Source organism: Pseudomonas mosselii, from assembly GCF_005796105.1.
Classification (GTDB): Bacteria; Pseudomonadota; Gammaproteobacteria; order Pseudomonadales; family Pseudomonadaceae; genus Aquipseudomonas; species Aquipseudomonas mosselii_C.
In genome coordinates this window covers 1-20481 of record NZ_VAUO01000013.1, presented here as the reverse complement: position 1 = coordinate 20481, position 20481 = coordinate 1, and the positions used below count along the sequence as shown (strand labels likewise).

Below are 20481 nucleotides of genomic sequence, written 5' to 3'. Positions count from 1 at the left end.
GCCAAAGGCTGGGCGCGCAATCTGAACACTTGGATGGATACGCAGACCAAGCGGTCACATTTAAGCACTTCATGGGCGTTCTGCCCAAAGTCTTTGTTTTTCCACGAATGACCGCACCTACGGCAACAGGTCTTCGAGCCGCCCGTGCAGGCGCTGAGGCAGGTTCTCCTGGATTTCAATCAAGGCTCGCTGAATCGCACTCTGCAAGCCTTGCACACCTGCCGAGCCATGACTCTTGATGACGATGCCCTGCAACCCCAGAAAACTCGCACCATTGTGCCGCGCAGGCGCAAGATCAGCCTGAAGACGCTTGAGCAGCGGCATCGCCACCGCACCCGCGACCCGCGACAACGCGCCGCCCTTGAACAGTTTCTCGATACGCGCAGCGATCATGGTCGCCAGCCCCTCACTGGACTTGAGCAGGATGTTGCCGACGAAACCGTCGCACACCACCACATCCGCTTCGCCCCGGTACAAACCGTCGCCCTCGACGAAACCGACATAGTTGAGACCACGGGCGTTTTGCAGCAACGTAGCCGCAAGTTTCACCTGCTGGTTACCCTTGATGTCCTCAGTGCCAATGTTCAGCAGCGCCACCCGCGGGCGATGAACCCCCAAGGCCTGTGCCGCCACCGAGCCCATGACGGCGAACTGATAGAGGTTCTCGGCACTGCAATCGACATTGGCACCCAGATCGAGCAGTTGGCAGTAACCCGTCTGGGTCGGAATCGCCGCCACCATCGCCGGGCGATCGATACCGGGCAAGGTCTTGAGCACGAAACGCGACAACGCCATGAGCGCGCCGGTATTGCCGGCACTCACGCAGGCCTGGGCCTTGCCGTCACGCACCAGTTCCAGGGCGATACGCATCGACGAGTCTGGCTTGCCCCGCAGTGCCTGCGACGGACGCTCGTCCATACCCACCACTTCGCTGGCCGCAACAATCTGCAGGCGCGCGCGATCGGCAGCCGACAGGCCGCTGACAAGATCTTCAAGGAGGGAGGGTTGACCGACGAGGGTCAGGTGCAGCGAGGGAGTAGCCGAAAGGCAGGCAATGCTAGCCTGGACAATGTTGCGGGGACCGAAGTCCCCGCCCATTGCGTCGATCGCGATGATCTGAGCGGACAAGGATTACTCGTCAGCGCCCTTGTCGATCACTTTGCGACCACGGTATACGCCTTCTGGCGAAACGTGGTGACGCAGGTGTACTTCACCGGTGCTCTTCTCTACCGACAGGGCGTTTTCCGACAGGGCGTCGTGCGAACGGCGCATGTCACGGGCAGAGCGGGATTTTTTGTTCTGCTGAACAGCCATAATTGATTAACTCCTAAACGTTTGGGTCACGCTTTAACTGCGCCAAAACACTGAACGGGTTGGACCGCGATACCTCGTCCTTGCTCGGCTCGGGCTCATCTGCGCCCGCCGGCTGCTGGCATTCTTCCGGATGATGAGCAGGCACGATCGGCAGGGCAAGCAAAAGCTCTTCCTCGATCAGCGCCTGCAGATCCAAAGGATCTTCGCCCAGTTCCAGCACGTCATAGCCTTTCGGCAACGACTGGGTATTCGCACCCTCCTTGACCACCGCGTATGTGCATTCGCTGTGGATTGGAAGGGTGACCAGCTCAAGACAACGCTGGCAAACCATCTTGACCTCGACGTCCAGCTCGCTGTGGATAACCACGACATGCTGTTCATCTCGTTCAAAATCGAACTTCGCCTGCACCGTACCGACATTGTCGGAAAGCGGGTCGCAGAGTCTTTCCAAATCAGCGAGTTGCAGCGAACCGTTAAGGGTTACGCCACGATCAGCTAATTTGCGCGGGTCAACGTGAGGTGGAATCGGGTCATTCAACATAGGCGCAGCATTCTATTTACGCACCCCTCCCCTGTCAAAGGAAATTAGGCGCTAATCGCATGGTAGGATTCGGGTCAAACGCCAAGGAGTCTATCATGCTTCCCCTGTTACTGGCTTCCAGCTCCCCCTACCGACGCGAACTGCTCGCTCGCCTGCGCCAGCCGTTCACCTGGGCAAGCCCTGATCTAGACGAACGCCGCCTGGCGGACGAGCCCGCCACCGAACTGGTCCGGCGCCTGGCCAGACAAAAGGCCCTGGCCCTGGCCGCCAGCCACCCCAATTACCTGATCATCGGCTCCGACCAGGTCGCCGTGCTGGGCGAGCAGATCCTCGGCAAGCCGCACACCTTCGAGCGCGCATGCGAACAATTGCTCGAATGCAGCGGCCAACAGGTGACCTTCCTGACCGGCCTGGCGCTGCTCAACAGCGCCACCGGCCACTGCCAGGTCGATTGCGTACCGTTTACCGTGACCCTGCGCGAACTGGACCGCGAGCGCGTGGAGCGCTACGTGACAGCCGAGCAGCCACTGGACTGCGCCGGAAGCTTCAAGGCAGAAGGACTGGGAGTGAGTTTGTTCAAGAGCACCCATGGCTGCGACGCCACGAGCCTGATAGGGCTACCACTGATCCGACTGGTGGACATGCTGCATCAAGAAGGGGTGCAGATACCCTGAAAGCATCGCGGGGCCAACTTAGCCCCGCCCCCTTCAGGCATGCCTCACCGCAGCGAAGGCCCCTGCATGCCCATGTAAAGCGCCAGACGCTCAGCCACACTGGCGCCGATACGCTTGGAGAAGCGATCGAATGGCGACTCCTGCACGGTAAAGTCCACCAGATCCTTCTCCCCAACGATGTCACGGGCGACATAGCTGGCACTGCCCAGACCATCCACCAAGCCCAGCGCCTTGGCCTGCTCGCCCGACCAGATCAGGCCACTGAACAGCTCGGGATGGTCCTTGTCCTTCAAGCGCTCACCGCGCCCCTGCTTGACCATGGCGATGAACTGGCGATGGGTGGTATCCAGCACACCCTGCCAAAATGCGGTCTCTTCCGGCTTCTGCGGCGAGAACGGGTCGAGGAAAGCCTTGTGCTCACCTGCGGTATAGGTGCGTCGCTCCACGCCCAGCTTGTCCATGGCACCGACAAAGCCGTAACCGGCCGCCGTGACACCTATCGACCCCACCAGACTGGCTTTGTCGGCATAGATCTCGTCAGCCGCACTGGCAATGTAATAGGCACCCGAGGCGCCCAGGTCAGCAATCACCGCATACAGTTTGATAGACGGATACTCAGCGCGCAGGCGCCGGATCTCGTCATACACATAACCCGCTTGCACAGGACTACCGCCCGGACTGTTGATGCGCAGCACCACGGCCTTGGTCTTCGGATCCTTGAACGCCTCACGCAGGCTCTTGATCAAATTATCGGCACTGGCAGGCTCCTGATCGGCGATCACCCCACGCAACTCCACCAGCGCGGTGTGACTGGCACTGCGCGAGGCGGCCTTGTCGACATCCATCAAAGGCGTGAACAACACCAGCATGCCGAACAGGTAGACGAAGGTCAGCAGCTTGAAGAAGATCCCCCAGCGCCGCGCCCGGCGCTGTTCCTGAACGCTCGCCAGCAGCGTCTTTTCCAGCAGCTTCCAGCTCTTGCGCTCTTCGTCGCCCGAAGCATCGGACTCCGGCGCCTTCCATTCGTCAGCCATGCTCACCTACCCTGGGAGTTGAACTGCACCGGGGCTGCCAGCCACTCGCGCAGTTGAGAAAAATGATCGATACATACCTGCGGCCCGAACTCGGCAAGGGCTTGCAACGACATCGCGCCGTAACCCACCGCCACCGAATGCATGCCAGCATTGCTGGCCATCTGCAGATCGAATACAGAATCTCCGACCATCAGCGCCCGCCCCGGCTCGACCTGGCAATGCGCCAGAATCTGCTCAAGCATCAACGGATGCGGCTTGCCCCGCGCCTCGTCGGCACCGCGCGTAATATCGAAGTAGCGTTCCCAGCCGTGAACCTCAAGCACCCGATCCAGCCCGCGCCGCGCCTTGCCGGTGGCCACCGCCAGACGGTAGCCCTCTGCACGAAAGGCCTCAAGCGACTCCACCACCCCCTCGAACAGCGGCGAAGGCTGCTGGTCCAGGGCCATGTAGATCTCAGCATAATGCTGACGAAACGCTTGCACCTGCGCCACCGCCAGGTGCGGGTACAGCACACTGATCGCCTCATCGAGAGCGAGCCCGATGATGCCTTTGATCGCCTCTTCACTACACGACGCCTCGCCCGCGCGCTCGGCGGCTTGGTTCATGGCCTCGACGATCCGACCGACAGAGTCCGCCAACGTGCCATCCCAGTCGAAGATCAGCAGGTCGTAACGCTTGCTCATGAGCCAGACGCCAGACGCTCGACGGTCTTGGCCCACATGTCATCCACCGGAGCCTCCAGCTTGAGCTCGCCGCCATCGGGCAGCGGCACCGTGAGCTGGTAGGCATGCAGGAACAGGCGCTTGCCGCCGAGGTCGCGGATTTCACGGGTGAAGTCTTCGTCACCGTACTTGCTGTCGCCGGCAATCATGTGCCCGGCGTGCAGGGTATGCACACGAATCTGGTGGGTACGTCCAGTGATCGGCCGCGCCTCGACCATCGTCGCGAACTCGCCGAAGCGGCGCAGCACGCGAAACATCGTCAGCGCCTCCTTGCCCTCCTCGCTCACCTCGACCATACGCTCGCCCGAACGCAGATTGCTCTTCTGCAACGGCGCATTGACTTGCTTCTTGGCGGTAGGCCAATGACCGCGAACCAGCGCCATGTAGCGCTTGTCCACGCCATCGCCACGCAGGGCAGCATGCAGGTGGCGCAGCATGCTGCGCTTCTTGGCGATCATCAGCAGGCCCGAGGTGTCACGGTCCAGGCGGTGCACCAACTCAAGCTCCTTGGCATCCGGGCGCAGCTGGCGCAGCGCCTCGATTACGCCGAAGCTCAGGCCGCTGCCGCCATGCACGGCAATACCGGCGGGCTTGTTCATCACGATCAGCGCCTTGTCCTCGAAGACAATCGCAGCTTCCAGGCGCTGCAGCAGCCCTTGGGCCACTGGCGCCGGCTCGTCGCGCTCGGGCAAGCGAACCGGCGGCACGCGCACGATATCACCGGCCTGGAGCTTGTATTCAGGCTTGATACGCCCCTTGTTCACCCGCACTTCACCCTTACGCAGGATGCGGTAGACCAGGGTTTTGGGCACGCCTTTGAGGGCGGTGATGAGGAAATTGTCGATGCGCTGGCCGGCAAGCTCGGGCGCCACTTCGATCAGCTGAACGCCGGAAGTCGGGGGGGTATTGGTCGTCATGGCGGGATCATAACAATTTTTTATGGAATTGAAGCACTTAATCATTGCTGCTATAGTCGCGAACGCCGCCAAAAGCGGCAGGCCAGCGGCAACAGGCTCTACGCCGGCCCTGACCATCGCAATTCCCGAGGACGCGAGGCCGTCCTACGGAGCGCTCGCCAGTTTAATGAATGCCTGGAATCGCCACCAGCGCCGTGTAGAGAAGACCGAAAAAAAACGACAAGTGCGGTGTTTCACCTGCTTACCCGATTCTTTTCGCAGCACCTCTGCCCGCCACCGACGTTTCCGCGCATTCCGGGCGAATGCTTCGGAAATACCTGCCTTGGATATGTTATGGCGCCAGCTCGTGACGGAGCTGGCGAAAAATGCAACCCGTTGCGGATTCAGCGCGCGGCAGCACCGAATTTTCAGGGATACGTGCAGGGTGGAGATGCACAGCCCTCGGAACGTGTGGCACGGCGTCCAGCCACCGACCACTGGTCGGCAAGCGGACAATGTCCTGAACAGACGCTCGACGAGCATCCACGGCCGACGGTTGATTCCTCCTCCTGACTGAGTGCACCAGGCCTGTCGGTTGCTTCTGATACCACAGGTTCCGGTCTGCACCGCAGCAAACAGGACGCGTCGTCGCGACAACGGCAGGCTGGGTAACCGGCTGGTGCCGAACGTTGCTCGACACGGGGGTGGCACACCACCCTTTGCGCACCTTGGCACCTATCATGACAAGTCGTGTGGGCCGAACGCCGTTTCCGGCAGCCCGGAAACCGACGGTACAACATGAAAAGAATGCTGATTAACGCGACTCAACCCGAAGAGTTGCGTGTAGCACTGGTGGATGGCCAGCGCCTCTACGACCTGGATATCGAATCCGGCGCCCGTGAGCAGAAAAAGGCCAACATCTACAAAGGCAAGATCACCCGCATCGAACCTAGCCTCGAAGCCGCGTTCGTCGACTTCGGCTCCGAACGTCACGGCTTCCTGCCGCTCAAGGAAATTTCCCGCGAGTACTTCAAGAAGGCCCCCGAAGGCCGAGTCAACATCAAGGAAGTGCTGAGCGAAGGCCAAGAGGTCATCGTCCAGGTCGAGAAGGAAGAGCGCGGCAACAAAGGCGCCGCCCTGACCACCTTCATCAGCCTGGCCGGTCGCTACCTGGTGCTGATGCCCAACAACCCACGTGCTGGCGGCATCTCCCGCCGCATCGAAGGCGAAGAGCGCAACGAACTGCGTGAAGCGCTCAACGGCCTGACCGTTCCCGGCGACATGGGCCTGATCGTGCGTACCGCTGGCCTTGGCCGCAGCAGCGAAGAAATGCAGTGGGACCTCGACTACCTGCTGCAACTGTGGACCGCCATCAAGGAAGCCTCGCAAGACCGCGCCGCGCCGTTCCTGATCTACCAGGAAAGCAACGTCATCATCCGCGCGATCCGCGACTACCTGCGCCAGGACATCGGCGAAGTGCTGATCGACAGCATCGATGCCCAGGAAGAAGCCCTGACCTTCATCCGCCAGGTGATGCCGCAGTACGCCAGCAAGGTGAAGCTGTACGAAGACAGCGTACCGCTGTTCAACCGCTTCCAGATCGAAAGCCAGATCGAGACCGCCTTCCAGCGCGTCGTCGACCTGCCGTCCGGTGGCTCGATCGTGATCGACCCGACCGAAGCCCTGGTTTCCATCGACATCAACTCGGCGCGCGCCACCAAAGGTAGCGACATCGAAGAGACGGCGCTGCAAACCAACCTGGAAGCCGCCGAAGAGATCGCCCGCCAACTGCGCCTGCGCGACATCGGCGGCCTGATCGTGATCGACTTCATCGACATGACCCCAGCCAAGAACCAGCGCGCGGTCGAAGAGCGTGTACGCGAATGCCTGGAAGCCGACCGTGCACGCGTGCAAGTTGGTCGCATCTCGCGCTTCGGCCTGCTGGAAATGTCGCGTCAGCGCCTGCGTCCATCGCTGGGCGAAAGCAGCGGTATCGTCTGCCCACGCTGCTCCGGCACCGGCATCATCCGTGACGTCGAGTCGCTGTCGCTGGCGATCCTGCGCCTGATCGAAGAAGAAGCCCTGAAGGACCGTACCGCCGAGGTACGTGCCCAGGTGCCAATCCCGGTGGCTGCATTCCTGCTCAACGAGAAACGCAACTCGATCACCAAGATCGAATTGCGCACCCGTGCGCGCATCATCATTCTGCCGAACGATCACCTGGAAACCCCGCATTTCGAAGTCCAGCGCCTGCGCGACGACAACCCGGAAGTGCTGAACAACCAGTCCAGCTACGAGATCGCCGCCTCCGAAGCCGAAGAGGCCCCGCAGCCGACCGCCACCCGTACTCTGGTTCGCCAGGAAGCGGCGGTGAAGACCGCACCAGCGCGTGCCAACGCACCGGTCCCGAGCGCCGAACAACCGCAGCCTGCCGCACCGGTCGTGGCAGCGCCAAGCGCCCCAGAGCCAAGCCTGTTCAAAGGCTTGGTCAAGTCGCTGGTCAGCCTGTTCGCCGGCAAGGAAGAGCCCGCCGCCGCCCCTGCCCCGGCCGAGAAACCGGCCAGCGAGCGCCCGGCGCGCAACGAAGAGCGCCGTAACGGTCGCCAGCAGAGCCGCAACCGCAACGGTCGTCGTGACGAAGAACGCAAGCCGCGCGAAGAGCGTGCCGAGCGTGCGCCACGCGAAGAGCGCCAGCCACGTGAAGAGCGCGCACCGCGCGAGGAACGTGCCCCGCGTGAAGAGCGTGCTCCACGTGAAGAACGCGCACCTCGCGAAGAACGCGCACCGCGCCAGCCGCGTGAAGACCGCCGTGGCAACCGTGAGGAACGCGTGCGTGAGCTGCGTGAGCCGCTGGATGCCACTCCAGCCGAGCGCGAAGAGCGCCAGCCACGTGAAGAACGTGCTCCTCGTGAAGAACGCGCACCACGCGAAGAGCGTGCCCCGCGCGAAGAACGCGCACCACGCGAAGAGCGTGCCCCGCGTGAAGAGCGCGCACCACGCGAAGAACGTGCCCCTCGCGAAGAGCGTGCTCCACGTGAAGAGCGTCAGCCGCGTCCGCCACGCGAAGAGCGTCAGCCGCGTGCGGACGAGCAGGTTGCCGAACAGGCCGCCGAGCTTGCCGAAGAGCAACTGCCGAACGAAGAGCTGCTGCAGGACGAGCAGGAAGGTGCCGATGGCGAGCGTCCACGCCGTCGTTCGCGTGGCCAGCGCCGTCGCAGCAACCGTCGTGAACGCCAGCGCAATGCCAACGGCGAGCTGATCGAAGGCGGCGACGAAGAAGGCAACGACGAGCAGCCGCAACAGCACCAAGCCACCGAGCTGGGCGCTGAACTGGCCGCAGGTATCGCCGTGACCGCCGCCGTCGCCAGCAGCAACATCAGTGCCGAAGCAGAAGCCCAGGCTAACCAGCAGGCCGAACGCGCCAGCGAAGCCGTTGCCCAGGCCCAGGCCGAAAGCACCGAGCAAGCCACTGAACAAGCCGAAGCCGTTGCCATTGCACCGGTCGTCGAGCAGCCAGTCAGCGAGCCAGTGGCCGTCGAACCAAGCATCGCGCCTGTGGTAGAAGTCGCTCCGCAACCGGTCGTCGAAGAGGCCCCGGTGGAGCAGCCAGCCGAAGTAGCTGCCGAGCCTGCCCCTGTCGTGGCAACGCCAGTCGCTGAGGCTGTGGTGGTAGAAGCGCCTGTGGTCGAAGCCCCAGAGCCTGAGCCAGCACCGGTCGTTGAAGCGCCGGCAGCCGAACAGCCCGCCCCAGTGGTCGAGGCCAATCCTGTCGAAGCTCCAGCCGCCGAGCCAGCCCCAGTGGCTGCCGAACAGGCGCCGGTCGAGCCGGCCACCGTCATGCTGTCGAACGGCCGCGCGCCAAACGACCCGCGTGAAGTGCGTCGCCGCAAGCGTGAAGCAGAGGCCGCTGCCGCTGCCCAAGCTGCCGCCGAAGCTGCTCCAGCCCTGGAAACCACCGAAGACGAGCACAAGCCTCATCACGGTTGATTCCGGTCGCTGAATGAGAAAGCCCCGCCAGTGCAAACTGGCGGGGCTTTTTCTTTTTGGGCCTTGCGGTTAAAGGCTAACGGCTTCGCCGGGTATCACTGGCTGCGACTCAGTACAGGTTCGGCTCCATCTCAAGCGTCACCCCGAAACGCTCGAAGATATCGGCCTGGATGCGCTGCGCCAGCGCATGCAGTTGCGCACCGCTGGCCTGCCCATAGTTGACCAGCACCAGCGACTGCAAACGATGCACACCGGCATCGCCCTCACGATGGCCCTTCCAGCCGGCCTGCTCGATCAACCAGCCAGCAGCCAGCTTCACTTGCCCATCAGCCTGCGGATAAGCCACTACGTTGGGGTATTGCGCGCGGATCCTTTCGGCCAATGCACCCGTCACCACCGGGTTCTTGAAGAAGCTGCCGGCATTGCCCAGCTCGGCTGGGTCTGGCAACTTCTCGCGGCGGATGCTGCAAATCGCCGCACTGATCGCCTTGGCGGTGACCGTTTCAACGCCCTGCTCTGCCAGGCGCTGGCGCACCGGACCATAGTCCAGGTGGGCATTGAGCGAGCGGCCAAGCACGAATCGCACACGCAGGATCAACCAGCGGCCAGGCTTACGCTTGAACAGGCTGTCACGGTAGCCAAAGTCGCATTCTTCAAGCGAGAAGTCCCGAAGCTCACCGGTCTGGCGATCAAGTGCGGTAAGGCCGGCGAACACGTCCTTGATCTCCACCCCGTAGGCGCCGACGTTCTGCATCGGCGCGGCGCCCACGGTGCCTGGGATCAGGCTGAGATTTTCCAGGCCACACAAGCCCTGCTCCAAGCTCCACTGCACAAAGGGATGCCAAGGCTCGCCAGCCTCAGCCTCCACCACCACCCGCTCCCCCTCATCGCAGAGTAAGCGTCGACCACGACTGGCCATGTGCAGCACCAGCGCGTCGATATCACCGGTCAACAACAGGTTGCTACCACCGCCGATCACCAGGACCGGCAACTGCCGTGCGCCAGCCTCGGCCAGGGCCTGGCGCACCTCGTCGTCGTCATGGGCCTGGGCGAAGTAACGTGCTCGCACGTCGATGCCAAAGGTGTTGTAGGGCTTGAGCGAAACCCGCTCCTGCCAGTTCGTCGTCATAACCGCCCCTTGATTTCCAGCACCAGCTCCCGACAGGCCGCCTCGACCAAGTCGAGCACCTGCTCGAAGCCGTCGGCACCGCCATAGTAAGGGTCTGGCACTTCGTCCAGGGCTGCGCCGTAGCGGCGCAGGAACAAGTCGAGTTCGCCACGGCTACCCTGCGGGCGCAAGGCCTGTAGGTTGCCAAGGTTGCTCTTGTCCATGGCCAGGATCAGGTCGTACTCGTTGAAGTGCGCCGCCTTGACCTGCTGCGCACGCTGGCGCGAGAGGTCGTAGCCACGCGCCAGCGCGGCCTTGCAGGTACGGCTGTCGGGTGCCTTGCCGACGTGCCAGTCACCCGTACCGGCGGACGCCACCTGCACCCGCTCAGCGAGGCCTTCGGCCTGCAATTGATGGCGCAGCACGCCTTCAGCGGTAGGTGAACGGCAGATATTGCCAAGACAGACGAACAGAACGCGCATCAGGCCTCCAGCAAGCGCCGCACGCGCTCCAGGTCTTCTGGGGTGTCGACGCCCACTGCCGGCGCCTCGATGGCATCGGCGACGTGGATCCGCACGCCATGCCACAACGCACGCAGTTGCTCCAGCGCCTCGGTCTGCTCGAGCCAGCACGGCCCCCAACCGACGAAGTCCTGCAAGAAGCCCACGCGATAGGCATACATGCCGATATGGCGGCGGTACGGCACACCTGCAGGCAGTTGCTCGCGGTCATGGGCAAAGGCGTCGCGGGCCCACGGCAGCGGCGCGCGGCTGAAGGTCAGCGCCAGGCCGTTCTTGTCGCTGGTGACCTTGACCGCGTTGGGGTTGAACACGCTATGCGGCTCATGGATCGGCTCGGCCAAGGTGGCGATGCCGGCCTCGGGGTGCGCGGCCAGGTTAGCCGCCACTTGATCGATGATCACCGGCGGAATCAGCGGCTCGTCACCCTGCACGTTGACCACGATGGCATCGGCGGCCAGCCCCAGCTGGGCGGCGACTTCGGCCAGGCGATCGGTGCCCGACTCATGGTCGGCGCGGGTCATCAGGACTTCGCCGCCAAACGCCTGGCAGGCCTCGACGATGCTGGCATCGTCCGTCGCGATGACCACGCGCGCTGCACCACTCTTGCGCGCCTGCTCCCACACATGCTGAATCATCGGCTTGCCGGCAATCGCCAGCAGCGGCTTACCCGGCAAGCGCGTGGAGCGCAGGCGGGCGGGAATCACCACGGTGAAGTCCAGGCTCATTTGTCCAGGCGCTCTTCGTCGGTCAGGGTGCGCGCCTCGGTTTCCAGCATCACCGGGATACCGTCACGGATCGGGTAGGCCAGGCCTGCGCCCTTGCTGATCAGCTCGGTCTTGTCGGCGCTGAGCTTGAGCGGCCCCTTGGTGATCGGGCAGGCCAGGATGTCGAGCAGTTTGGTGTCCATGCAGGTGTCCTTGAGAAAGGCATTGAAAAAGACTCAGGGCCGGGCAGGCAGCAGGCCAGCGAGCTGGTTGTCGAACCAGGCCCTGAAGGCCGGCGACGGCACCGCATCGACCGCCAGATACCACCAGTCGTCGGCGGCGAATGGCCGGCATTTGACCGCGTCCTTCTCGGTCATCACCAGCGGCAGCGACGGGCTGAATGACAGTACCTCGCGACTGTAAGGCGCATGATCGGCGAAAGGGTGCGGCACCGGCTGCCAGTTTAGCCCCAGCAGGGTATTGAAGAAACGTTGCGGGTTACCGATACCGGCCACCGCATGCAGCGCCTGCCCGGCGGGGAACAGGTCCAGCGCGCGGCGCTCGCCGCTGCGCAGGTTGATCAGCGCGGTGGGTTGCAGGCTGAAGGCAAAGCCCTCGTCACGGTCCGCCGCAGCGCCGTTGAACAACACCGCATCCGCCTCCAGCAGGCGCTCGGCCGGCTCGCGCAGCGGCCCGGCGGGCAGGCAACGACGGTTACCCAGGCCACGCGCGGCGTCGATCAGCACCAGCTCAAGGTCACGGGCCAGGCGATAGTGCTGCATGCCGTCGTCGCACAGGATCAGGTCGGGGGCGTCGCTGTTCAGCAACGCCTGTACCGCACGGGCACGGTCGGGGTCGATCACCAACGGCACGCCGGAGCGCTGCACGATCAGCAGCGGTTCGTCACCGGCCTGCTCGGCGGGCTGGTCGGCGGCGACCCGCCAGGGATGATGGGGGGGCTTGGCGCCGTAGCCACGGCTGACCACGCCAACCTTAAGGCCGCGTTGGCGGCAGTGTTCGATCAGCCAGAGGATCATCGGCGTCTTGCCGGTGCCGCCGACAGTGATGTTGCCGACCACGATCACCGGCACGGGGGCGCGGTAGCTTGGGCTATCGCCCGTGAGGAAACGCGCGCGCTTGCGGGTTACCACCCGGCGATACAGCGCCTCCAGCGGGCGCAGCAGCGCCAGCGCAGGGTGCCCGGCATACCAGGCCGCGAGGAGTCGGTCGGCGAAAGCCATCAGGGATTACCCTGCGCGGCCTCGACGGTGGTCATGCGCAACTTGCTGAAGCCGAGCTTGCCGGCCGCATCCATTGCGGTGATCACAGCCTGATGCGGGGTCTTGCCGTCGGCACTGATAGCCAGCGGCAGCGTCACATCACCGCCGGATTCCTTCTCGATCGCCTCGGTCAGGGTGTCCAGGTCGCTTTTGGGCAACAGGTGGTTGTTCACCGAGTACACGCCATCCGCGCTGATGGTGACCTCGATCAGCTTGCCTTCATCGGGCTGACCCGGCGTGGCGCTGGCCGCCTCGGGCAGCTCGACGCGCAGTTGGGTTTCGCGGGTAAAGGTGGTGGTGACCACGAAGAACAGCAGCAGCACGAACACCACGTCGATCAGCGACGCGAGGTTGATGTCGACGTTCTCACGCTGACGGTTGCGCCGGAACTTCACGCCTTGCCTCCGGCCACTTCGACCTCACGGTCGCCTTGCAGCACTTCGACCAGCTTGATCGCTTCCTGCTCCATGCCCACCACCAACTCATCGATGCGGCGCAGCAGGAAGCGGTGGAAGAACACCGCCGGGATGCCCACCATCAGGCCAGCGGCGGTAGTCACCAGGGCCTTGGAGATACCACCGGCGAGCACAGCGGCGTTGGCGGTCATCTGCGAGCCCATGAACGCACTGAAGATGTCGATCATGCCCAGCACGGTGCCCAGCAGGCCCAACAGCGGAGCCATCGCGGCGATGGTGCCAAGGGTGCTGATGTAGCGCTCCAGTTCGTGGATGACCCGCGAGGCGGCCTCTTCGATGCACTCTTTCATGATTTCGCGGCCGTGACGCGAATTGGCCAGGCCGGCGGCGAGAATTTCGCCGAGGGGAGAATCGGCGCGCAGGGCCTTGAGCTTGTCACTGGTCAGTTGCTTGTCCTTGATCCACATCCACACCTGGCCCAGCAGGTGCGGTGGGGTGACGCGACTGGCACGCAGGGTCCACAGGCGCTCGACCACGATCGCCATGGCAACGATGGAACTCAGGATGATCGGCAGCATCATCCAGCCACCGGACTTGACCAATTCCCACACAGTTAGCATCCCCCTGGAAAAAGGCCGCCACTCTACCATAGGCGCGCCGAGGGCTCATCTGCCGGAGGTCAGGCAACAGCAACTCTAAAAACCACAAGCCCCCTGTAAGAGTTCACCCAGCCCTGCCGAGCTGCGCTGTCGCGCAGAGAACTGAAATTGCAAGCGCGCCGCGTACCCTGTGGGAGCGGGTTTACCCGCGAACACCGGCGAAGCCGGTGCCACACACCGAGTCGCCTGTTTCGCGGGTAAACCCGCTCCCACAGATCTCCGCTAAATCAACAAGTTATGTGCAGTTCTATAGAAGCGCGATCAGGGCCGCCAGAACCGGTGCCCGGCGCGCTCCCCGATCACCCCGTCATGGCGCCCGAGGCGCAAGCGCAGCGCCCCCTGCAATGCCGTGTCATGCACCTGCACACCCTGGCGTCGATAACGCTCGAGCACCTGAGGATGGGGATGCCCGAAGCCGTTGTGGCGCCCGCGCGAGATCAATACGCCACGCGGCGCAGTGGCCTTGAGCAAGGCCTCACCCGATGACGTGCGGCTACCATGGTGCGGCGCCTGCAACCAATCGATTCGGGGGGCGTCGGTGCTGGCCAGCCAGGCCCGCTCGGCACCCGCCTCGATGTCGCCGGCCAGCAGCAACCGCTCGCCGTTGGCCTGGACCCAGAGCACGCAGGAGCGCTCGTTGCTCGAAGGTCCTTGCGGCCAATGCCAGAGCGCGAACTCGACACCGTCCCAGTTCCACCGCTCGCCGCGCGCACACAGCGCCCCTCCCGTGTCTTCGCCGCCCAGTTCGCGCAACACCGGCAGGCCCCGGCGAATAGCATCGGCACCCCCGGCGTGGTCGGCGTGGGCGTGGCTGATGAGCAGCAGGTCCAGTTGCTTGACGCCAAGCTTGCGCAAGGTCGGCAGCACCACCGTTTCGCCCAGGTCGGTAGTGCCGCGCGCAGGCCCTGCGTCATACAACAGGCTGTGCTGGTGCGTGCGCAGCAGCACCGCAAGCCCCTGGCCAACATCCAGTAGCCACACTTCGACCTGGCCAGGCGGCACCGCCTCACGCGGGGCCCACAACGCCAGCAGCATCACTGCCCCCGGCATTCTCAAAGGCACCCCTGCAGGCAGCAGCACCAGCAGCGCCCCCAGGCATACCAACAGCCAAGCCCACGTCGGCAGCGGCTCGGGTATCCACGCAGGTTGCCATTGCGCAGCCCAGCCCAAGACCGCGAACAGCCCTTGCAACGAAAGGCCCGCCAGCCACAGCAAACCCTCCCCGGCCCATGCCACCGGCAGCAGCGCGGTACCCAGCAAGGCTAACGGCAACACGGCCAGGCTCAACCAGGGCACCGCCACCAGGTTGGCCAACGGCGCGCTCAGGCTCACCGGCAAACCAAGCGCCAGCAACAAGGGCAGCAGCCCCACGGCAATTACCCATTGCGCGCGCGTCCAGGCCTGCCAGGGCCGCCAGGCGCCCAGTCGGGCCGAGAAGCACAGCACCAGCACCGCCACCGCTGCGAACGACAACCAGAACCCCGGCAACAGGCTGGCCAACGGCTCGATCAGCAACACCCCAAGCATTGCCAGCAGCAACGGCGTGCCGGCCCCCACATGCCGAAAACGCAGGCGCCACAACAGCACCACCGCGAGCATCAGGCAGGCACGCTGCACCGGTACACCGAAGCCCGCCAGCCAGCCATAGCCCAGCGCCGCCGCCATGCCGAGCGTGCACGCCCAAGGCAGCCACGCTAGCCGCGCAGGCCACAGGCCCAGCCGCGCAAGCGCGGCCACCAGCGCATAGACCAATCCCGCCAACAAGCCGATGTGCTGGCCCGAGATCACCAGCAGGTGCACCGTGCCGGTGGCTTGCAGGGCGTTCCAGTCCTCGCGCGCCAACCCTGCGCCATCGCCCAGTACCAGCGCCACCAGGGCCGCCTCGCGGCCCCCCGCATCAGTGGCCAGCAAGCGCTGGCGAATGCCGTCTCGCCAACTGACGGCCGGCTCGCCCACGCGTTCACCGGCCTTGACCGTCCCAGTGGCGCCAATGCGCCTGGCCAACAGCGTAGCCTCACGGTCCGGGCCGTGGGGGTTGAGCAAGCCATGCGGGTGGCGCAGGTGGACGGCCAGGCGCCAGCGCTCGCCTGCACGCAACTCAGGGCCTTCGAACCAGCTCAACTGCATGCGCCGGGGCAGTTCGGCACGTCGCGCTACCGGGTGTTCGAGTTCGAAGCGCACCCCTTGGGCGGTCTGCACGGGTAACCCTACCACCCGCCCCTCCAGCCACAAGGTTCGACCATCAAGTGGCGGTGCCAGGCGGTCGTCCAGCGCCTGCTGCGCAGACCAACAGGCCCAACACAGACCCAGCGCGAAGCAGCCCAGTGGCCACAGCCGAGTGCGCAGGCACGCCAGCGCCAGCAGAACAGCAGCAATCAGCCAGCCGACCGATGGCAAGGCAGGTAGAAAACGCAGGCTGAGCAGCCCGAGCACCAGCGCAAGCATCCCTGTGCGCATGAGATAGCACTCCAGAAGCGAATAAGGCCTGTGAGGCTTAGCCGATCCTGGGGAAATGCTTGCTCAACAATTGTCACAAACTCTGAACGAGGCGCAGGTTGAATGGAGGCATACTTAGCCCCTTAAACCCGCCGGGAGCCCACATGCCGCGCCGTCTGTTCAAACGCTACATGCCGGACCCGACCAGCATCCGGGAACACAAGTCGTTACGCTTCTTCGGCAAGCTGCTGCACGACCCGAACCTCTGGCACCTCAACCGGCATTCGGTGGCACGGGCCATGGGCGTGGGCCTGTTCGCCGCGCTGATTCCCATCCCCATGCAAATGCTGCTGGCCGCCGCGCTGGCAATTCCGGTGCGTGGCAACCTGCCCATCGCCGTCAGCCTGGTGTGGTTGACCAACCCGCTGACCATGCCGCCGGTGTTCTTCGTTACCTACATGACCGGCGCCTGGCTGATGCAGGTGCCGCCGCGCAGCTTGCCCGAAGAAATCACCGTCGACTGGGTCACCGACCAGCTGGCAACGCTCTGGCAACCGTTCCTGCTGGGCTCGGTGGTGTGCGGGGTGGTGCTGGGCGTTGCCGCCTACTTCACCACCCACCTCTACTGGCGCTGGTGGGTGGGCCGGCAGTGGCGCCGGCGCCAGTGTCGCTGCGCGCCGGCAAAGGCCTCAGGCACGCATGCCACGACCGCTGACCAGCAGGCGGACGCACAGCACGTAGAGCACCGCGGTGGCCACCAGCATGAAGCTGATCGCCGTGCCAATACTGATGTCCGACACTCCTAGGATGCCGTAGCGGAACGAGTTGACCATGTGCAGCACGGGGTTGGCGAGCGACACAGTCTGCCAGAACGGCGGCAGCAGGTTGATCGAGTAGAACACCCCGCCCAGGTAGGTCAAAGGCGTCAGCACGAAGGTCGGAATGATCGAAATGTCGTCGAAGTTACGCGCGAACACGGCATTGACGAAGCCCAGCAGCGAGAAGATGGTCGCGGTTAGCAGTACCACCACCACGGTCACGCCCAGGTGATGCACCTGTAGGTGAGTGAAGAACAGCGACAGGAAGGTCACGATCACCCCCACTGCCAGCCCGCGCAGCACGCCGCCAAGCACATAGCCGACCAGGATGGTGTGCGGCGAGACAGGCGAGACCATCAACTCTTCAATCGAGCGCTGGAACTTGCTGCCGAAGAAGCTCGACACCACGTTGCCGTAGGAGTTGGTGATCACCGACATCATGATCAACCCCGGCACGATGTACTCCATGTAGGTGAAGCCGTTCATGTCGCCGATCTGCCGGCCGATCAGGTTCCCGAAGATCACGAAGTACAGCACCATGGTGATCGCAGGCGGCAGCAGGGTCTGCGGCCAGATGCGCAGGAAGCGCCGCACCTCGCGGTAGACGATGGTGTTCAGGGCGACCCAGTTGGTGCGCAGTTCCACACTCATACGGCCACCTTCGACAGGTTCTTTTCCACCAGGGACACGAACAGCTCCTCGAGTCGGTTGGTCTTGTTACGCAGGCTCTGCACCTCGATGTTGTTCAGCGCCAGTTGGCCGAACAGCGCGGTGATGCCGATGTCCTTGTCCACCTGCACTTCCAGGGTGTGCGGGGTGATCAGGCGGCACGGGTAGCCTTGCAGCACCGGCGCGCCAGGCAGGTCATGCTTGAGGTCGAGCACGAAGGTCTCGACGTGCAGCTTGCCCAGCAGTTGGCGCATGCTGGTGTTCTCGACGATGGTGCCGTGGTCGATGATGCCGATGTTGCGGCACAGCTGCTCGGCTTCTTCGAGGTAATGGGTGGTGAGGATGATGGTGATGCCTTTCTGGTTAAGCTCGGTGAGGAAGCTCCACATCGAACGGCGCAGCTCGATGTCCACCCCCGCAGTCGGCTCGTCGAGGATCAACAGACGCGGTTCGTGGATCAGTGCACGGGCGATCATCAGCCGGCGCTTCATGCCGCCAGACAGCGCGCGCGAGGGCACGTCACGCTTGTCCCACAGCCCCAGTTGGGTCAGGTATTGCTCGGCGCGGGCCTTGGCCACCTTGGGTGGGATGCCGTAGTAGCCGGCCTGGGTGACGACGATGTCGAACACCTTCTCGAACTGGTTGAAGTTGAACTCCTGGGGCACCACGCCCAGGCAGCGCTTGAGCGCCGCAGGCTCGCGGTCCAGGTCGTGGCCGAACACGTTGACCGTGCCGCTGGTCTTGTTCACCAGGGTGGACAGGATGCCGATGGTGGTGGATTTGCCGGCGCCGTTGGGGCCGAGCAAGGCGAAGAAGTCACCTTCGGCGACATCCAGGTCGATACCCTTGAGGGCCTGGAAGCCGTTGCCGTAGGTCTTGGTCAGCTGTCGGATGGACAGGGCAGAACTCATAGCGGGTCACGTACCAATGCAAAAGGTTCAGGACACGCCAGGTGAAGTCACTGGCGCAGTGAGTACGGCCATGGTGCAAGGCCTGGCCGTACAAGTACAGTCACATCTATTGATAATGACTATCGAAGTGGCGTCATGTCAGGGCGGTCATCACCGCTGCCTGGTAGGCCGGGCGTTGCTTGAGGCGTTCGTACCAGGCTTGCAGGTGGTGCATCGCCGGACGCTCGATGGGCATCTCGAACCAGGCATAGGCGAAGCACCCCAGTGGGATGTCGCCCATGCCGATCTGGTCACCGGACAGGTACGGCTGCTTGGCCAGGGTTTCATCAGCCATCGCCAGCAACTGCGCGCACTGCTTGTGCGCCGCGTTGATCGCCACCCAGTCGCGCTGGTCCTCAGGGGTGCGCAACAGGCCCCAGAACAGCGGACGGAATGGCGCGGCGAAGGCTGAGGTGGTCCAGTCCATCCACTTGTCGGCCAGGGCGCGCTGGCGTGGGTCTTCCAGGTACCAGCCCTGCTCGGCGCCGTATTCGGCGCACAGGTAGCGCACGATGGCGTTGGACTCCCACAGGGTCAGGTCGCCGTCTTCGAGCATCGGCACCAGGCCGTTGGGATTGCGCGCGCGGTAGTGCGGCTCGTTGACCACGCCGAAGGCGCCGCCCGCGTCGATGGACTCGAAATCCAGACCCAGTTCATGGGCGATCCACAGCGCCTTGCGCACGTTGCTCGAATTCTTGCGACCCCAGATCTTCAGCATGACGACTTCCTTATGGATGCGGAGGCTGGACAGTCTACTCCAGGCTTGGAAATTATGCGGATTGTGAGGGAGTGTGGCGTGATGGCGCCCTCAAGCTGTAGGACATTTCCCAAGCTGAAACCAAATGCTTCAGTCCTGGCGCGCCTCGGAACTATCCTACGCGCTTGCCAGAAGCAGCCGCATTGCTGGGGAAATCCCACACGGATAATTTCACCTGGTCGCCACATTTGGTGACCGGGTGTGAGAACCCGCCGCCCCTAAACGATCGCCGCTCGGCTATATGGCAGCTGTGCGGGGGCAGGTTCGTCCTGACCGGTCAATCCTTAGGGGCCGGGTTCTCACCCCTCGCACGGTTGCCACCCAATCCTGTGAGAACGATCAGGTAGCAACTCCAATCATGCCTAAGGAGTTCCACCATGAAAAAGCTTGTCCCAGATCCACCCCGCTTCATTCCCGCCGCCTATCTGACCCAAGCACAACTCGACGCCGAAAGAGCCAGCCTGGCCACCTGCCTGGTCGACCTCCTCGACCTGCACGCCAGCGCCGAGCCTGGGCCGAACCGCGACACCCTGCTCTTGGCCAGCACTTATCTGGCCGAGCTGTGCAGCGCCCTGAACCGCTACCAGCCAGGGGGAGACTCATGAGCGCCCCGCCCATCACCTGGGCCACTGCCGGCCGCACCGAATGCCTGGAGTTGTACCAGATCCGTCCAGGCGTGCCTTTCGAGGATGCCTTCGGCGAGCTGTCGGTGCTGCTGGGCTGCATTCGTCACCTGACCTGCGAGGCTGAAATGGAGGGCTGTGTGTTGTCGGGCAGCTCGGCGCGCGTGCTCAGCGCCCTGGCCAAGGGGTTGATCGATGACATGGAACTGGGCATGAAAAGGCGGCGTTGATTCAGCCCGCTGCCTGTGTGGGAGTAACTGTCTTGCTCAGTATTTGAAAACTGGCGAGTTCCCTGTGGGAGCGGGCTTGCCCGCGAAACAGGCGACGCGGTGTATGGCACCGGCTTCGCCGGTGTTCGCGGTGTACGACCGG

Annotated in this window: 22 protein-coding genes; 5 read left to right on the top strand and 17 right to left on the bottom strand. The window is 63.8% G+C overall.

The window, feature by feature from the left end:
* Positions 1-117: 117 nt before the first annotated feature.
* From plsX to FEM01_RS20485, 3 genes are read right to left on the bottom strand one after another with little or no spacing between them, the layout of a single operon-like run.
* Positions 118-1128: a phosphate acyltransferase PlsX gene (gene plsX / locus FEM01_RS20495; protein ID WP_138221298.1), complete on the bottom strand. Its 1011-nt coding sequence runs from the start codon at positions 1126-1128 to the stop codon at positions 118-120.
* 3 nt (positions 1129-1131) lie between these two features.
* Positions 1132-1314 carry a 50S ribosomal protein L32 gene (gene rpmF / locus FEM01_RS20490; protein ID WP_008096416.1) on the bottom strand — a complete coding sequence of 61 codons (183 nt, stop codon included), beginning with the start codon at positions 1312-1314 and terminating at the stop codon, positions 1132-1134.
* A gap of 13 nt (positions 1315-1327) precedes the next feature.
* On the bottom strand, positions 1328-1855 hold the full coding sequence (locus tag FEM01_RS20485) for a YceD family protein (protein WP_138221297.1): 528 nt from the start codon (positions 1853-1855) through the stop codon (positions 1328-1330).
* A gap of 95 nt (positions 1856-1950) precedes the next feature.
* On the opposite strand from FEM01_RS20485, the gene FEM01_RS20480 reads away from it, so the two are divergent.
* On the top strand, positions 1951-2529 hold the full coding sequence (locus FEM01_RS20480) for a Maf family protein (protein ID WP_138221296.1): 579 nt from the start codon (positions 1951-1953) through the stop codon (positions 2527-2529).
* Between the two features lie 44 nt (positions 2530-2573).
* Here FEM01_RS20480 and FEM01_RS20475 read toward each other — a convergent pair whose 3' ends face one another.
* From FEM01_RS20475 to rluC, 3 genes are read right to left on the bottom strand one after another with little or no spacing between them, the layout of a single operon-like run.
* A complete protein-coding gene (locus FEM01_RS20475) occupies positions 2574-3563 on the bottom strand; it encodes a S49 family peptidase (RefSeq protein WP_138221295.1) in 990 nt (329 codons plus the stop codon).
* Positions 3564-3565: 2 nt separating this feature from the next.
* Positions 3566-4246: an HAD family hydrolase gene (locus FEM01_RS20470; RefSeq protein WP_138221294.1), complete on the bottom strand. Its 681-nt coding sequence runs from the start codon at positions 4244-4246 to the stop codon at positions 3566-3568.
* Positions 4243-5202 carry a 23S rRNA pseudouridine(955/2504/2580) synthase RluC gene (gene rluC / locus FEM01_RS20465; protein ID WP_138221293.1) on the bottom strand — a complete coding sequence of 320 codons (960 nt, stop codon included), beginning with the start codon at positions 5200-5202 and terminating at the stop codon, positions 4243-4245. The genes FEM01_RS20470 and rluC overlap by 4 nt, the downstream gene beginning before the upstream one ends.
* Before the next feature lie 777 nt (positions 5203-5979).
* Between rluC and rne the strand changes: the two genes are divergently transcribed.
* Positions 5980-9168 carry a ribonuclease E gene (rne, locus tag FEM01_RS20455; protein WP_138221292.1) on the top strand — a complete coding sequence of 1063 codons (3189 nt, stop codon included), beginning with the start codon at positions 5980-5982 and terminating at the stop codon, positions 9166-9168.
* A 109-nt stretch (positions 9169-9277) separates the two neighbouring features.
* Here rne and murB read toward each other — a convergent pair whose 3' ends face one another.
* From murB to FEM01_RS20415, 8 genes are all read right to left on the bottom strand, one after another.
* Positions 9278-10297, bottom strand: a complete 1020-nt coding sequence (gene murB / locus FEM01_RS20450; protein WP_138221291.1) for a UDP-N-acetylmuramate dehydrogenase — start codon at positions 10295-10297, stop codon at positions 9278-9280.
* The gene (locus tag FEM01_RS20445; RefSeq protein WP_138221290.1) at positions 10294-10758 is read right to left on the bottom strand and encodes a low molecular weight protein-tyrosine-phosphatase; all 465 of its coding nucleotides are present in this window, start codon (positions 10756-10758) and stop codon (positions 10294-10296) included. Before FEM01_RS20445 ends, murB begins: the two co-directional genes overlap by 4 nt.
* Entirely contained in the window at positions 10758-11522 is a 765-nt protein-coding gene (kdsB, locus tag FEM01_RS20440) for a 3-deoxy-manno-octulosonate cytidylyltransferase (RefSeq protein ID WP_138221289.1), read from the bottom strand. The genes FEM01_RS20445 and kdsB overlap by 1 nt, the downstream gene beginning before the upstream one ends.
* A complete protein-coding gene (locus FEM01_RS20435; RefSeq protein WP_125463219.1) occupies positions 11519-11704 on the bottom strand; it encodes a Trm112 family protein in 186 nt (61 codons plus the stop codon). Before FEM01_RS20435 ends, kdsB begins: the two co-directional genes overlap by 4 nt.
* A 33-nt stretch (positions 11705-11737) precedes the next feature.
* Positions 11738-12742 (bottom strand): tetraacyldisaccharide 4'-kinase, encoded by a 1005-nt coding sequence (gene lpxK / locus FEM01_RS20430; RefSeq protein ID WP_138221288.1) that lies wholly within the window; start codon positions 12740-12742, stop codon positions 11738-11740.
* Positions 12742-13176: an ExbD/TolR family protein gene (locus FEM01_RS20425; protein ID WP_138221287.1), complete on the bottom strand. Its 435-nt coding sequence runs from the start codon at positions 13174-13176 to the stop codon at positions 12742-12744. The genes lpxK and FEM01_RS20425 overlap by 1 nt, the downstream gene beginning before the upstream one ends.
* Positions 13173-13808: a MotA/TolQ/ExbB proton channel family protein gene (locus FEM01_RS20420; RefSeq protein ID WP_138221286.1), complete on the bottom strand. Its 636-nt coding sequence runs from the start codon at positions 13806-13808 to the stop codon at positions 13173-13175. Before FEM01_RS20420 ends, FEM01_RS20425 begins: the two co-directional genes overlap by 4 nt.
* Positions 13809-14117: 309 nt before the next feature.
* Complete coding sequence (locus FEM01_RS20415) at positions 14118-16313, bottom strand: DNA internalization-related competence protein ComEC/Rec2 (protein WP_138221285.1); 2196 nt, start codon at positions 16311-16313, stop codon at positions 14118-14120.
* Between the two features lie 143 nt (positions 16314-16456).
* Between FEM01_RS20415 and FEM01_RS20410 the strand changes: the two genes are divergently transcribed.
* Positions 16457-17098 (top strand): DUF2062 domain-containing protein, encoded by a 642-nt coding sequence (locus FEM01_RS20410; RefSeq protein WP_138221284.1) that lies wholly within the window; start codon positions 16457-16459, stop codon positions 17096-17098.
* Here FEM01_RS20410 and FEM01_RS20405 read toward each other — a convergent pair.
* The 3 genes from FEM01_RS20405 to FEM01_RS20395 form a co-directional block, all read right to left on the bottom strand.
* On the bottom strand, positions 16982-17761 hold the full coding sequence (locus FEM01_RS20405) for an ABC transporter permease (protein ID WP_138221283.1): 780 nt from the start codon (positions 17759-17761) through the stop codon (positions 16982-16984). The genes FEM01_RS20410 and FEM01_RS20405 overlap by 117 nt on opposite strands.
* Entirely contained in the window at positions 17758-18690 is a 933-nt protein-coding gene (locus tag FEM01_RS20400) for an ABC transporter ATP-binding protein (RefSeq protein ID WP_138221282.1), read from the bottom strand. The genes FEM01_RS20405 and FEM01_RS20400 overlap by 4 nt, the downstream gene beginning before the upstream one ends.
* Positions 18691-18823: 133 nt before the next feature.
* The gene (locus FEM01_RS20395) at positions 18824-19447 is read right to left on the bottom strand and encodes a glutathione S-transferase (protein ID WP_138221281.1); all 624 of its coding nucleotides are present in this window, start codon (positions 19445-19447) and stop codon (positions 18824-18826) included.
* Positions 19448-19863: 416 nt separating this feature from the next.
* Here FEM01_RS20395 and FEM01_RS20390 point away from each other — a divergent pair, with 416 nt between their 5' ends.
* Together FEM01_RS20390 and FEM01_RS20385 are read left to right on the top strand one after the other, a co-directional pair.
* Positions 19864-20091 (top strand): hypothetical protein, encoded by a 228-nt coding sequence (locus FEM01_RS20390; protein WP_138221280.1) that lies wholly within the window; start codon positions 19864-19866, stop codon positions 20089-20091.
* Complete coding sequence (locus FEM01_RS20385; protein WP_138221279.1) at positions 20088-20339, top strand: DUF3077 domain-containing protein; 252 nt, start codon at positions 20088-20090, stop codon at positions 20337-20339. The genes FEM01_RS20390 and FEM01_RS20385 overlap by 4 nt, the downstream gene beginning before the upstream one ends.
* The last annotated feature ends 142 nt before the right edge of the window (positions 20340-20481 follow it).

What these genes read in the sequence shown, in the direction of transcription:
- rpmF (WP_008096416.1), bottom strand. Translation starts at nt 1,314, where the DNA reads ATGGCTGTTCAGCAGAACAAAAAATCCCGCTCTGCCCGTGACATGCGC.
- FEM01_RS20485 (WP_138221297.1), bottom strand. Translation starts at nt 1,855, where the DNA reads ATGTTGAATGACCCGATTCCACCTCACGTTGACCCGCGCAAATTAGCT.
- FEM01_RS20480 (WP_138221296.1), top strand. Translation starts at nt 1,951, where the DNA reads ATGCTTCCCCTGTTACTGGCTTCCAGCTCCCCCTACCGACGCGAACTG.
- FEM01_RS20475 (WP_138221295.1), bottom strand. Translation starts at nt 3,563, where the DNA reads ATGGCTGACGAATGGAAGGCGCCGGAGTCCGATGCTTCGGGCGACGAA.
- FEM01_RS20470 (WP_138221294.1), bottom strand. Translation starts at nt 4,246, where the DNA reads ATGAGCAAGCGTTACGACCTGCTGATCTTCGACTGGGATGGCACGTTG.
- rluC (WP_138221293.1), bottom strand. Translation starts at nt 5,202, where the DNA reads ATGACGACCAATACCCCCCCGACTTCCGGCGTTCAGCTGATCGAAGTG.
- rne (WP_138221292.1), top strand. Translation starts at nt 5,980, where the DNA reads ATGAAAAGAATGCTGATTAACGCGACTCAACCCGAAGAGTTGCGTGTA.
- murB (WP_138221291.1), bottom strand. Translation starts at nt 10,297, where the DNA reads ATGACGACGAACTGGCAGGAGCGGGTTTCGCTCAAGCCCTACAACACC.
- FEM01_RS20445 (WP_138221290.1), bottom strand. Translation starts at nt 10,758, where the DNA reads ATGCGCGTTCTGTTCGTCTGTCTTGGCAATATCTGCCGTTCACCTACC.
- kdsB (WP_138221289.1), bottom strand. Translation starts at nt 11,522, where the DNA reads ATGAGCCTGGACTTCACCGTGGTGATTCCCGCCCGCCTGCGCTCCACG.
- FEM01_RS20435 (WP_125463219.1), bottom strand. Translation starts at nt 11,704, where the DNA reads ATGGACACCAAACTGCTCGACATCCTGGCCTGCCCGATCACCAAGGGG.
- lpxK (WP_138221288.1), bottom strand. Translation starts at nt 12,742, where the DNA reads ATGGCTTTCGCCGACCGACTCCTCGCGGCCTGGTATGCCGGGCACCCT.
- FEM01_RS20415 (WP_138221285.1), bottom strand. Translation starts at nt 16,313, where the DNA reads ATGCGCACAGGGATGCTTGCGCTGGTGCTCGGGCTGCTCAGCCTGCGT.
- FEM01_RS20410 (WP_138221284.1), top strand. Translation starts at nt 16,457, where the DNA reads ATGCCGCGCCGTCTGTTCAAACGCTACATGCCGGACCCGACCAGCATC.
- FEM01_RS20405 (WP_138221283.1), bottom strand. Translation starts at nt 17,761, where the DNA reads ATGAGTGTGGAACTGCGCACCAACTGGGTCGCCCTGAACACCATCGTC.
- FEM01_RS20400 (WP_138221282.1), bottom strand. Translation starts at nt 18,690, where the DNA reads ATGAGTTCTGCCCTGTCCATCCGACAGCTGACCAAGACCTACGGCAAC.
- FEM01_RS20395 (WP_138221281.1), bottom strand. Translation starts at nt 19,447, where the DNA reads ATGCTGAAGATCTGGGGTCGCAAGAATTCGAGCAACGTGCGCAAGGCG.
- FEM01_RS20390 (WP_138221280.1), top strand. Translation starts at nt 19,864, where the DNA reads ATGAAAAAGCTTGTCCCAGATCCACCCCGCTTCATTCCCGCCGCCTAT.
- FEM01_RS20385 (WP_138221279.1), top strand. Translation starts at nt 20,088, where the DNA reads ATGAGCGCCCCGCCCATCACCTGGGCCACTGCCGGCCGCACCGAATGC.